This is a genomic window from Streptomyces sp. NPDC002790, from assembly GCF_040295505.1.
Classification (GTDB): domain Bacteria; phylum Actinomycetota; class Actinomycetes; order Streptomycetales; family Streptomycetaceae; genus Streptomyces.
Genome location: NZ_JBEOVM010000013.1, coordinates 1 through 12395, shown reverse-complemented (window position 1 = coordinate 12395; position 12395 = coordinate 1). Strand labels below are relative to the sequence as shown.

Here is a 12395-nt window from a genome sequence, read left to right as displayed (position 1 = left end):
AGACCAGGAGGCGTTGTGCGGCGGCCCGGGGGCGAGAGCTCCGCCGCTCTCCCGCCCCCGGGAACTGCCTTGTGCGGACTACTTCTTGAGGTAGATGCGCGTCGGGTCGGTGTAGTTGGTGACCGACGAGTAGCGCAGGCCGCCCACGTTGGAGCCGGCGATCTGGAAGATCTTGGTGTAGTAGATCGGGGCTGCCGGGTTGATCTTCTCCGAGATGTAGTTGGAGAGCTTGCGGTACTCCTTGGCGCGCTCGGCCGCGTCCGCGATCTTCTGGATGCGGGCGCTCTCCTCGTTCACGTGCTTGTCGTTCACGTGCGAGTAGTTGGAGCCGCCGTCCTGGATGTTGGTGCCGTCGTACGTCGGCGGGAAGACGGTGTTGCCGTCGGCCCAGTCCTGGCCCCAACCGGTCATGTAGAGGTCAAAGCCGTTCTTGACCTTGCCCATCTGCTCGTACCAGGTGGCGTTGTCGACTTCCTTCTTCTGGATGTCGAGGCCGATCTTCTCCAGGTTGTTGATGATCAGGTTCGCCTGGGTGACACGGACGGGAACGTTGGCGTAGGCGTAGACGAGCTTCTTGCCCTTGGCGCCCGCCTCGTCGATCAGCTTCTTCGCCTTGGCGATGTCGCCGTTCGCCTTCTTACCGCGGTTGAAGATGTCGTCCGACTTGCTGTAGCCCGGAAGCGTCGGCGCCGTCAGCGAGTTGGCGGCGTCGCCACCGTAGGCACCGCCGTCGGCGTGCGCGGCCGCGGTGGCCGGCATCGCCAGGGAGATGGCGTCACGGATCTTCTTGTCCTTGATCCGGTCCATGTTCATGTTCAGCTGCCACACGTACGGGCCGTAGCCCTGGACGGTGCGCTTCATCACGGCCTTGTCGGTCGTGATCTTCTGCAGCTGGGTGGCGTCGATCTGGCCGGTGAACATCAGGGAGTTCTTGGCCTCGCCGCGGTCGGCCAGGATCGTCTTGGTCTGGTCGGCCTTGGAGACGTTGTAGTCGATGTTGAACCCGTCCACGTAGGCGTGGCGCATCGGGTCCGTCTTCTCGTCCCACTTGTCGTTGCGGACGAGCTTGAGGCTCTTGCCCGGCTTGTACGCGGAGATCTTGTACGGGCCGGTGGCGACCGGCTTCTGGTCGTACTTCTGCTTGGTGTCCGTCTTCTCGGGCACGACCGAGTACGCCGCCATGGCCAGGGCCTGCGGGACGTCGGTGTGGGCTTCCTTGAAGTGGAAGGTGATGGTCTTGGCGTCCGGCGTGTCCAGGACCGAGTCCGGCAGGTGCTTGCCCTTGAACGGGCCGCCGTACGCCTTGCGGTACGAGGTGCCGGAGCCGGACAGCCACTGCTGGATGTACGCCGGACCGTCCGTGATGAACGGGTCGTACATGCGCTCGATGGAGTGGCGGATGTCGGCCGAGGTGATGACGTGGCCGTTCTGGTCCTTGACGCCGTCCTTCAGCTCGAAGGTCCAGGTCTTGCCGCCGTCCGAGGACTTGCCCGCGTCCTTGGCGAGGTCACCGACGACCGTCTGGGTGCCCTTGTCGTCCTCGGTGTACGTGGTCAGGCCACGGTAGAGGAGCTTGGAGAGCAGGCCGGCGTCGGAGACGTATATCTGGCCCGGGTCCAGGTGCGAGAAGTCGCTCTCCTGGTAGACCTGGGCGACGCCGCCCTTCTTGGCGCCCGGGACCGGCTCGGCCGGGCCCTGGGAGTCCTGGGCGGTACCCATGACGACGGGCCGGGACTGCGCCTTCGCGTCCTTCTGGGTCTTGCCCACGCTCTTGTCGTTGTCGTTGCTGCCGCTGCTGCAGCCGGTCAGCGTGAGGGCGCCGACAGCGGCGGCGACGACCGTCGCCTGCGCCGTACGCGAACGAAGGATGCTCATGGAGTTGAATCCACCTGCCTGTGAGTAGTGATCCTTGTGTGCTGCCTGACGCATCCGGCTGTGTCGGTCCGGCGCCCGGGTGGCAGCGACCCTCGGTGATGCCTGGTCAGCGTCCGGTCTTGGGATCGAAGGCGTCCCGGACCGAGTCACCGAAGAGGTTGAACGCCACGAAGAAGACGACCATGGCGACACCCGGGAAGTACAAGTAGGTCGGGTCCACCTCGTAGATCTTCGCCGCGGTCGCGAACATCAAGCCCCAGTCGGGCGTGGGGTCTTGATATCCGACGCCGACGAAGGAGAGGAAGGCGACCGAGAGGATGGTGCTGGGAAGCAGGTACGTGCCCTGCACGATGATCGGCGTCACCAGGTTGGGCAGCAGCTCCTTGCGGATGATCCGCCAGGGGGAGGCGCCCGCGACCTTCGCCGCCTCCACGAACTCCCGCTCTCGCAGGGACAGCGTCACCGCGCGCACCAGGCGGGCCAGGGTCATCCACGTGAGCAGCCACATGATGCCGGTGATGGCGAGGAACCGGACGTAGACCGGCGTCTCCTCGTCCGGGGCGACGAAGACCGTGACGATGACGGGCATGGCCGCGACCATGAACAGCTGGTTGGGCAGCGCCATCATGAAGTCGGTGAGCCGGCCGAGCCAGTAGTCGATCTTGCCGCCGAAGTAGCCGGCCGCCAGACCGATCACGACACCCAGGATCACCATGCCGATCGTCGCGCACAGAGCGGTGTAGAGCGACGTACGCATGCCGTAGAGCAGATACGCGAAGACGTCGCGCCCATAGTTCGGGTCGATGCCGAACCAGTGCTCGGGCGACATACCGCCGTTGGGACCCGCCGGCAGGTTGAACTCGTTGAGGAGCGTGGGGTCGTCCTGGCCGTAGAAGGTGTACGGGTCCTTGCCGTACAGCTTGCAGATGACCGGGGCGAGCGCGGCTATCACGAAGAACACCAGGACGATCCAGGCGGACAGGACGCCCGTCCTGTCCCGCTTGAAGCGCCGCCACATCAACTGGCCGGGGCTGCGCCCCTCGAGCTTCTTGGGCTCCTTCGCGTCGCCCTGCGGCGCGCTCTCCTTGTCCAAGGCGGAAGAGGTCTCGGCGCCCTCAATCTCGATTGGACTTGTCATGATTCGTCCATTTCACAGGTGTTGGAGGCTGTCGGAGGTGAAAGCGGCCCGGCAGCCGTCGCACGGCGTACGTCACTCGAAGCGCACGAGAGGGACTAACGGCTGGGGTGAGCCCACCCCTGAGGAAGTGTCAAAAACATGGGCCCCTCCTCATGAGTCCACTTCGTTCACTGCAAGTGGAGGCAGAAGGTCGCCACCCTGCCGACACCCCTGACGGCGAAGTTGACGCTGCCTCAGCGTGCTCGCGAGTCGCCGCCCCCCATTAGCGCGTGACCCTTTGACCCGAGCTCTACGCGGACCACTATTAGCCACAGCCGCTGCCGCGACCACACTCTTTTGGTCTCGGTTCGATCACACCTGATGCGTACTTCTCCCAAAATCCGGACAAACAGATCCTAGATAGAGGGACACGAAACGGACGTGTTACATACCTATCGACCATCGGCGTCCGCATTCCGGACTCCGGCGTGGACTTAATCACTTGCGCTCGACCGGATTTTGACCCCTTGTTGGGAGACATCACGGCCGGGTGTGTCACTGCGCGTAGACCGCGTGAAGAGTAGCGGGAACGCAAAAGGCCCGGCACCCCCTTCGGGGGTACCGGGCCGAACTGCCGTCAGGTCAGTTGTGCTTGGCGCGCGAGGCGCTGCGGCCGCGCTCCTTGTGGTCCAGGACGACCTTGCGGATGCGGACGGCCTCCGGGGTCACCTCGACGCACTCGTCGTCGCGGCAGAACTCCAGGGACTGCTCCAGGGAGAGCTTCCGGGCCGGGACCACGTTCTCCGTGTTGTCCGCGGCCGCGGCACGCATGTTGGTGAGCTTCTTCTCCTTGGTGATGTTCACGTCCATGTCGTCGGCGCGCGAGTTCTCACCGACGATCATGCCCTCGTACACCTCGGTGCCGGGCTCGGTGAACAGCACACCGCGCTCCTGGAGGTTCATCATCGCGAAGGGGGTGACCGAACCGGCACGGTCGGCGACGAGCGAGCCGTTGTTACGGGTCGTCAGCGTGCCGAACCACGGCTCGTGGCCCTCGTGGATCGAGTGGGCGATGCCCGTACCGCGGGTGTTCGTCAGGAACTCCGTACGGAAGCCGATGAGGCCACGGGACGGCACGACGAACTCCATGCGGACCCAGCCGGAGCCGTGGTTCGACATGTTGTCCATGCGGCCCTTACGGACGCCCATGAGCTGCGTGACGGCGCCCATGTGCTCCTCGGGGACGTCGACGGTCATGCGCTCGACCGGCTCGTGCGTCTTGCCGTCGACCTGCTTGGTGACGACCTGCGGCTTGCCGATCGTCAGCTCGAAGCCCTCGCGGCGCATCTGCTCGACCAGGATCGCCAGCGCCAGCTCACCGCGGCCCTGCACCTCCCAGGCGTCGGGGCGCTCGGTCTCCAGGACGCGCAGCGAGACGTTACCGACCAGCTCGCGCTGCAGGCGGTCCTTGACCTGGCGGGCGGTGACCTTGCGGTCCTTGACGGCCGCCTTGGCGTCCGCGCCCTTGCCCGTGCCACCGCGGCCGACCAGCGGCGAGGTGTTCGTACCGATGGTCATGGAGATCGCCGGCTGGTCCACCGTGATCAGCGGCAGCGCGACCGGGTTCTCCGGGTCGGCAAGGGTCTCGCCGATCATGATGTCGGGGATGCCCGCGACGGCGCAGATGTCACCGGGGCCGGCGACCTCCGCGGGCTTGCGGGTCAGCGCCTCCGTCATCATCAGCTCGCTGATGCGGACGTTCTGGACCGTGCCGTCGCGCTTCATCCACGCGACCGTCTGGCCCTTGCGCAGCTCGCCGTGCTCGACGCGGAGCAGCGCGATACGGCCGAGGAAGTTGTCGGCGTCGAGGTTGGTGACGTGGGCCTGGAGCGGCGCGTCCTCCTCGTACGTCGGGGCCGGCACGGACTCCAGGATCGTGGAGAAGAACGGCTCCAGGTTGGTGGAGTCGGCCGGGACCGTGCCGTCGTCCGGCTTGGTCAGCGAGGCGACGCCGTCACGACCACAGGCGTAGACGATCGGGAACTCGATCTGGTCCTCATCGGCATCCAGGTCGAGGAAGAGGTCGTACGTCTCGTTGACGACCTCGTCGATGCGCGAGTCGGGCCGGTCCGTCTTGTTGATGCACAGGATGACGGGCAGCCGCTGCTTGAGCGCCTTGCCGAGCACGAAGCGCGTCTGCGGCAGCGGGCCCTCGGAGGCGTCCACGAGGAGCACCACCGCGTCCACCATCGACAGACCGCGCTCGACCTCACCACCGAAGTCGGCGTGGCCGGGGGTGTCGATGATGTTGATCGTGATGACCTCGCCGCCGTCCTTGGGGTGATACTTCACCGCCGTGTTCTTGGCGAGGATCGTGATGCCCTTCTCACGCTCCAGGTCGTTCGAGTCCATCATGCGGTCGTCGAGCGACTCTGCTGCGTGCGCGGCGAAGGAGCCGGCCTGCTTGAGCATGGCGTCGACGATGGTCGTCTTGCCGTGGTCGACGTGGGCGACGATGGCGACGTTACGGATGTCGTGGCGCGTGGCCATATTGCGGCGTACTCCCGGAGTGAAGGGTCGGCTGCGCGTACTTCTTTGGTACACGCGCCCTGCCGGGCTGGACACGCCACGGCCTCACCCCATGGTACGTGGCCCCGCGGCCCCCGGCCCAGCCGGGCCGGACGGACCGCCGCCGAAGCGCCGGGCCGTCCGGGAAAACCGCAGGTCAGCCAGCGTCCTCCGTGGGTGAGCCGACGGCCTTCGCACCCGGCTTCAGGAAGCCGATGTCCTCATAGGAGGGCTCCTGGAAGCCGAACGCCCCCGCGTTCACCAGGTTCGCCTTCGTCGCCACCAATTCGGGCCGCTGGTAGAGCGGAATCGATCCTGCGGCGGCCCAGATGCGCTCGTCGGCCTGCCGGACGAGCGAGCGCTCCTTGTCCTGGTCGAGCTCCCCGACGGCCTGGTCGAAGAGCTGGTCGATGTGGTCGGTGCCGACCCGGGTGTAGTTCTGCTCGACCGTGAGCTCGCCGTCGGCGGCCGGGACCGGCTTGGCGTAGATCGGGCGGGCGTCGGTGGCCGGGTAGGCGGAGCCGGGCCACGAGTACAGCGCCAGGTCGTACTCGCCCGCCGCGATGTGGTCCTTGAAGTAGGTCTCGTCGTCGACCTTCGTGATGTCCGTGCGGACGCCGATCTTCTGGAGCATGGTCGAGATCCGGTCGGCGACGGACTTCAGCTGCTCGGCGTCGGGTCCCGAGGGCAGTACGAAGTTCAGGGTCAGCGGCTTGCCGTCCTTGGCGAGCTGCCCCGGGGCGGCCCCTGCCTTGGCGCCCTGCTTGCCACCGGCCTCGCCCGAGTCCTTGGCGGCGGCCTGCTGCGGAGCCGGGGTCCCCTTCGGGGCGTACGCGCCGGGGGCCGCGCCCTGCTTGGCGTCGCCCGCGTGCTTGCCCTCCCGCTCGGCGGAGCGCACCTTCGCGGCGTCGGCCTGGTGCAGCAGCGCGGAGTGCTGGGCCGCGGCGAGGGCGCCGGGGCCCAGCAGCGGGGGCGCGGCGTCGCCGGGCTTGGCGTCGTCCGCGGACTTCTGGTCGTCCTCGCCCATGATGTACGTGCCGTCGCCGGACTCGGCCGCGGCGCCCTCCGCCTTGCCGCCCGCGGTCTTGGGCTTCTGCTGCTTCTCCTGGAGCGGCCCGCCGCGCACCCAGCCCGCCTCCGCGAGCAGCGCCTGCGCCTTGTCGGCGTCCTGCTTGCCGAGCGCGTCGCTGTTGTCGGTGTAGGCGGCCTGGCCGGAGAGGGCGAGGTGGCTGCCGACGGTCGTGGCCGGAAGACCGAGCGGCTTGAGGACGCTCTGGGCGAGCTTGTCGCGGTCGAGGGCGCGGGCCACGGCCTGGCGCACCCGCTCGTCGGCGAGCGGACCGCTCGAACCGTTCAGGGCGAGCTGCGTGTAGGCGGGTTCGAGCGACTTGCGGACGACGAAGCCGTTCAGCCCCGCCTGCTCCTTCGCGTACTTCGCCACGGCCTTGCGGGTCTTCGCGCGGGCCTCGAGCTCCGCCTCGGCGACCTCCCAGTCCTCGTTGTGCGCCCGCGCCCAGGAGCGCAGCGCGTCACCGGAGGTGACGTCGGCGCCGGGTCCGTGCGCGAGCGGGCCCGACGCGCCCTTCTCGCGGGCGGCGTACGCGATGCGCTCGGCGGACTCGGGGTCGACGTCGGCGAGGTCCAGCTTGTCCGCGGCGAGCGCGGCGGTCCGCTTGTCGCGCGGCACGGCCTTGAGTTCCAGCTTCTCGAGCTTGGCCGGGCGGCCCCACCAGCGGGGGTTGCGCTCCAGCGTGACCTGCTTGCCGCTCCGGTCGACCTTGCCGGGCGCGAAGGGGCCCGCGGTCACCTTGAGCTTGCTGCGCGCGCCCTCGTTGAAGGCGTCCGGGCTCCCCATGACGTCCTTGGGGTACAGCGGCGAGAACAGCGAGCGCCAGTCCGCGTACGGCTTGGCGAACGTGACCCGCACCTCCAGGTCGTTCTTGCCGCGCTCGACGTTCTCGATGCGGTTGTAGCCCGCGTTGTGGGCGGTCCAGTACGCGCTGTTCTTCCCCGACAGGGCGCGCCACTGCGCGGCGAAGTCGGCGGCGCCGATCTCCCGGCCGTCGCTCCATACCGCCTGCTGGTTCAGCTTGTACAGCACGACCTGCTTGGGCTCGGTCTTGATGACCTCGGCCTTCTCCAGGTAGTCGGGGTCGGCCTGCGGGCGGCCCTGCGCGTCGAGCCGGAACATCGAGGGCAGCACGGCGCCGGTGACCCGGCTCGTGGCCGCGTCCGCGTCGGCCTGGAAGGAGTTGAGGGTCTGCGGCACGTCGTCGACGGCCCACCGCAGCGTGCCGCCGTCCTTGATGTGCGTACGGGCTGCCGAGGCGACGTCGGGGCCCGCCGCGGGGCGGCTCGCGTCGTCGTCGGAGCCGCACCCGGCGAGCGCGGTCACGGCGAGCGCACCGCTCACGAGGAACGCGGCCGAGCGTGCGGCGGCTCCTGGGCGCCTTGGGACATGGGGCATCACGGGTACCTCCGGGGCTGGCCGGTTTTGTCACGTTTGGCGGTATATGGAGCTGATCACATCTATCGGCCAACTGAAGTGGATCCGGGGTGCGGCACCCTCCGACACGCCCGTAAGGCACCCGGAAGCCACCCGTGCGGCCCAAAGAAGCCCGAACCCGAGGGGCGCGCACCACGGCGCACACCGGCAATCCGCACGAATCCCTTCACAAACAGCAATGTGACGCGCGACACTCTCAGGCGCATGAGCAACTCCGCCGCACCAGCGGAAGTGAGGCCAAGTCATGTCCCTGCACGACGACTTGACGGCGGTTCAGGCCTGCGTCGACGAGCTCGCGCGCGCCGTGGGGCGCCTGCAGCCCCAGCTCGCGGGCGTCGCGGGAGGTCCGGATCTGCGCCGGGTGCGTGCCGACACCGCGCATCTGCGAGAGAGCGTCGCCCTGCTGCGCGAGTCGGCCGCGAGCCCTGACGTGCCGCACCGCCCCGACCTCGTGACGATCCCCGACGCCCCGTACGACAGGTCCCTGTGGACCGACTCGGACGACGAGGGGCTCGGCGCGCGGGACCGGCACGCCCCCTGACCTGCCCTCGCCCACCCCCGATCCCCGTCCACCTGTCCCTGCGAGCGGAGGCTTCGTTGGCCACCGGCACGGAACCCACCAGTACCGAAGACCCCCATATCGAAGGCGGCACCGGCGTCCGAGGCCGGACCCGTGCCGCGATCGCCGCGCCCCATCTGCGCACCGACCGCTGGTGGCTGGCCCCGGCCGCGACCGCGGGTGGCCTGTTCGCCTTCATCGTCTACTCGACCTGGCGGGCCTTCGGAGGCGCCGACTACTACGCGGCCCCGTACGTCTCGCCGTTCTACTCGCCCTGCCTCGCGGACAACTGCGAACCGATGCGGCACGGCCCCAACTGGGAGATCTTCGGCGGCTGGTGGGGCCTGTCCCCCGCGCTGCTCATCCTGATCTTCCCGCTCGGCTTCCGGCTGACCTGCTACTACTACCGCAAGGCCTACTACCGCGGCTTCTGGGCCTCACCGCCCGCCTGCGCGGTGGCCGAGCCGCACAAGAAGTACAGCGGCGAGACGCGGTTCCCGCTGATCCTGCAGAACATCCACCGCTACTTCTTCTACGCGGCCGTCCTCGTCGCCTGCATCCTCACGTACGACACCGTGCTGTCGTTCCGCGACGAGAACTACGAGTGGGGCCACATGGGGCTCGGCACCCTGGTCTTCCTGCTCAACATCGGGCTGATCTGGGCGTACACGATCTCCTGCCACTCGTGCCGGCACATCGTCGGCGGGCGCCTGAAGCACTTCTCGAAACACCCGGTGCGGTATCGGCTCTGGGGATGGGTGGGGAAGCTGAATGCCCGTCACATGCTGCTTGCCTGGGCCTCGTTGGTGAGCGTCGCGCTCGCCGACTTCTACGTGTATCTGGTCGCGTCCGGTGCTTTCGATGATCCGAGGTTGTTCTAATGGCTGTAGTGGAGCGACAGCAGTGGGATGTTGTCGTGGTGGGCGCCGGTGGCGCGGGGCTGCGGGCCGCGATCGAGGCGCGTGAGCAGGGCGCTCGTACGGCCGTGATCTGCAAGTCCCTGTTCGGCAAGGCCCATACGGTGATGGCCGAGGGCGGCATCGCGGCCTCCATGGGCAATGTGAACTCCCGGGACAGCTGGCAGGTGCACTTCCGCGACACGATGCGCGGCGGCAAATTCCTCAACCAGTGGCGGATGGCGGAGCTGCACGCACGCGAAGCGCCCGACCGCGTATGGGAGTTGGAGACCTGGGGCGCCCTGTTCGACCGCACCGGCGACGGGCGGATCTCGCAGCGCAACTTCGGTGGGCACGAGTACCCGCGGCTCGCGCACGTCGGCGACCGTACGGGCCTCGAACTGATCCGCACGCTCCAGCAGAAGATCGTCCAACTCCAGCAGCAGGACTTCAAGGAGACCGGCGACTACGAGTCCGGCCTGAAGGTCTTCCAGGAGTGCACGGTCACCCGGGTCCTGAAGGACGAGGACGGCCAGGTGTCAGGCACCTTCTGCTACGAGCGGGAGAGCGGGCGCTTCTTCGTCATCGAGGCGCCGAGCGTCGTCCTGGCGACCGGCGGCATCGGCAAGTCCTTCAAGGTGACGTCGAACTCGTGGGAGTACACGGGCGACGGACACGCGCTCGCGCTGCTCGCCGGAGCGCCTCTCCTGAACATGGAGTTCGTCCAGTTCCACCCGACAGGCATGGTCTGGCCGCCCTCGGTGAAGGGGATCCTGGTCACGGAGTCGGTGCGCGGCGACGGCGGCGTGCTGCGCAACTCCGAGGGCAAGCGGTTCATGTTCGACTACGTCCCCGATGTCTTCAAGGAGAAGTACGCGCAGTCGGAGGAGGAGGGCGACCGCTGGTACGAGGACCCGGACCACAACCGCCGGCCCCCCGAGCTGCTGCCGCGCGACGAGGTGGCGCGGGCCATCAACGCGGAGGTGAAGGCGGGCCGCGGATCGCCGCACGGTGGCGTGTTCCTCGACGTGTCGACGCGCATGCCCGCCGAGACGATCCGGCGCCGACTGCCCTCCATGTACCACCAGTTCAAGGAGCTGGCCGACGTCGACATCACGGCCGAGGCGATGGAGGTCGGGCCGACCTGCCACTACGTGATGGGCGGCATCGCGGTCGACTCGGACACGGCGGCGGCGCGCGGTGTGCCGGGGCTCTACGCGGCCGGTGAGGTGGCCGGCGGCATGCACGGCTCCAATCGGCTCGGCGGCAACTCGCTCTCCGACCTGCTGGTGTTCGGGCGCAGGGCGGGGCTGCACGCGGCGACGCGCGCCGTCTCGCGCCGCACGGCGCGTCCGACCGTGGACGACGAGCAGATCGACACGGCGGCGGCCGAGGCGCTGCGGCCCTTCTCCGCGGAGGGCCAGGAGGAGGGCGTCACGCCCGAGAACCCGTACACCCTGCACCAGGAGCTCCAGCAGACGATGAACGATCTCGTCGGCATCATCCGGCGGGGGCCCGAGATGGAGCAGGCGCTGCGCAGGCTCGCGGATCTGCGGGTGCGGGCGCGGCGGGCCGGGGTCGAGGGGCACCGCCAGTTCAATCCGGGCTGGCACCTGGCGCTGGACCTGCGGAACATGCTGCTGGTCAGCGAGTGCGTGGCGCGGGCCGCCCTTGAGCGCACGGAGTCGCGGGGCGGGCACACCCGTGAGGACCATCCGGCGATGGACCGGGAGTGGCGGCGGGCGAATCTGCTCTGCCAACTCCGGGACCCCACCGGCGGGTTGGCGGCCACGGACCCGGTGCGTGGCCAGATCACGCTCACCCGCGAGACCACCGAACCGATCCGCCCCGACCTGCTCGCCCTGTTCGAGAAGGAGGAGCTGGTGAAGTACCTGGCCGAAGAGGAGCTTTTCGAGTGAGCAGCTACGAGGCGGCCTTCCGGGTGTGGCGGGGCGACGTCGGCGGGGGCGGCCTGGAGGACTTCAAGGTCGAGGTGAACGACGGCGAGGTGGTCCTCGACATCATCCACCGCGTGCAGGCGACGCAGGCGCCCGACCTGGCGGTCCGCTGGAACTGCAAGGCGGGCAAGTGCGGTTCGTGCTCGGCGGAGATCAACGGCCGGCCGCGGCTGATGTGCATGACCCGCATGTCCGTCTTCACCCGCGACGAGGTGATCACGGTGACGCCGCTGCGTGCCTTCCCCGTCATCCGCGACCTCGTCACCGACGTCGGCTTCAACTACACGAAGGCCCGCGAGGTCCCGGCCTTCGTCCCGCCCGCCGGGGTGGGTCCCGGCGAGTACCGGATGATGCAGGAGGACGTGGACCGCTCGCAGGAGTTCCGCAAGTGCATCGAGTGCTTCCTGTGCCAGGACACCTGCCATGTCGTCCGCGACCACGAGGACAACAAGTCGTCCTTCGCGGGGCCCCGCTTCCTGATGCGCGTGGCGGAACTCGACATGCACCCTCTGGATGCGGCGGCGGAGGACGGCCTGGACCGCAAGACCACGGCCCAGGACGAACACGGCCTCGGTTACTGCAACATCACCAAGTGCTGCACCGAGGTCTGCCCCGAGGGCATCCACATCACGGACAACGCGCTCATCCCCCTGAAGGAGCGAGCGGCCGACCGCAAGTACGACCCGGTGGTCTGGCTGGGCAACAAGATCCGCCGCCGCACTTGAGCCCCTGCGGGTCTTGAGCAGCGGGGGCCGGCGGGCGGCGCCGCCATTTTCAAGCCCCTGCGGCGATTGAGCAGCGGGGTCCGGGGCGGAGCCCCCGAGGCGTGTGATGGCGGTGCCGTCCGCACACGTCGCGGGGCTCTGCCCCGGACCCCGCCGGCGATTGAGGCGCGGTCCAGGGCCTGGTCGGCATT

The 12395-nt window shown here is 68.5% G+C and carries 8 protein-coding genes; 4 read left to right on the top strand and 4 right to left on the bottom strand.

Features of this window, described 5'->3' with window-relative positions; all coding sequences use genetic code 11:
* Positions 1-78: 78 nt before the first annotated feature.
* The 4 genes from ABT004_RS09580 to ABT004_RS09565 all read right to left on the bottom strand — a co-directional run bounded on the left by ABT004_RS09580 (position 79) and on the right by ABT004_RS09565 (position 8027).
* Positions 79-1875, bottom strand: a complete 1797-nt coding sequence (locus tag ABT004_RS09580) for an ABC transporter substrate-binding protein (RefSeq protein WP_351333375.1) — start codon at positions 1873-1875, stop codon at positions 79-81.
* A 106-nt stretch (positions 1876-1981) separates the two neighbouring features.
* Positions 1982-3013, bottom strand: a complete 1032-nt coding sequence (locus ABT004_RS09575) for an ABC transporter permease (RefSeq protein ID WP_351333372.1) — start codon at positions 3011-3013, stop codon at positions 1982-1984.
* A 621-nt stretch (positions 3014-3634) separates the two neighbouring features.
* Positions 3635-5542 (bottom strand): translational GTPase TypA, encoded by a 1908-nt coding sequence (typA, locus tag ABT004_RS09570; RefSeq protein ID WP_351333369.1) that lies wholly within the window; start codon positions 5540-5542, stop codon positions 3635-3637.
* A gap of 175 nt (positions 5543-5717) precedes the next feature.
* Complete coding sequence (locus ABT004_RS09565; RefSeq protein WP_351333367.1) at positions 5718-8027, bottom strand: ABC transporter substrate-binding protein; 2310 nt, start codon at positions 8025-8027, stop codon at positions 5718-5720.
* Between the two features lie 283 nt (positions 8028-8310).
* On the opposite strand from ABT004_RS09565, the gene ABT004_RS09560 reads away from it, so the two are divergent.
* The 4 genes from ABT004_RS09560 to ABT004_RS09545 are packed head-to-tail and all read left to right on the top strand — an operon-like array spanning position 8311 to position 12204.
* Positions 8311-8607: an Rv0250c family protein gene (locus tag ABT004_RS09560; protein ID WP_351333365.1), complete on the top strand. Its 297-nt coding sequence runs from the start codon at positions 8311-8313 to the stop codon at positions 8605-8607.
* Between the two features lie 56 nt (positions 8608-8663).
* Positions 8664-9506, top strand: a complete 843-nt coding sequence (gene sdhC, locus ABT004_RS09555; RefSeq protein ID WP_351333362.1) for a succinate dehydrogenase subunit SdhC — start codon at positions 8664-8666, stop codon at positions 9504-9506.
* On the top strand, positions 9506-11440 hold the full coding sequence (locus ABT004_RS09550; RefSeq protein WP_351333358.1) for a fumarate reductase/succinate dehydrogenase flavoprotein subunit: 1935 nt from the start codon (positions 9506-9508) through the stop codon (positions 11438-11440). Before sdhC ends, ABT004_RS09550 begins: the two co-directional genes overlap by 1 nt.
* Complete coding sequence (locus ABT004_RS09545) at positions 11437-12204, top strand: succinate dehydrogenase/fumarate reductase iron-sulfur subunit (RefSeq protein ID WP_351333357.1); 768 nt, start codon at positions 11437-11439, stop codon at positions 12202-12204. The genes ABT004_RS09550 and ABT004_RS09545 overlap by 4 nt, the downstream gene beginning before the upstream one ends.
* The last annotated feature ends 191 nt before the right edge of the window (positions 12205-12395 follow it).

Coding starts and splice junctions, on each gene's coding strand:
- ABT004_RS09580 (WP_351333375.1), bottom strand. CDS start 1,875: ATGAGCATCCTTCGTTCGCGTACGGCGCAGGCGACGGTCGTCGCCGCC.
- ABT004_RS09575 (WP_351333372.1), bottom strand. CDS start 3,013: ATGACAAGTCCAATCGAGATTGAGGGCGCCGAGACCTCTTCCGCCTTG.
- typA (WP_351333369.1), bottom strand. CDS start 5,542: ATGGCCACGCGCCACGACATCCGTAACGTCGCCATCGTCGCCCACGTC.
- ABT004_RS09565 (WP_351333367.1), bottom strand. CDS start 8,027: ATGCCCCATGTCCCAAGGCGCCCAGGAGCCGCCGCACGCTCGGCCGCG.
- ABT004_RS09560 (WP_351333365.1), top strand. CDS start 8,311: ATGTCCCTGCACGACGACTTGACGGCGGTTCAGGCCTGCGTCGACGAG.
- ABT004_RS09550 (WP_351333358.1), top strand. CDS start 9,506: ATGGCTGTAGTGGAGCGACAGCAGTGGGATGTTGTCGTGGTGGGCGCC.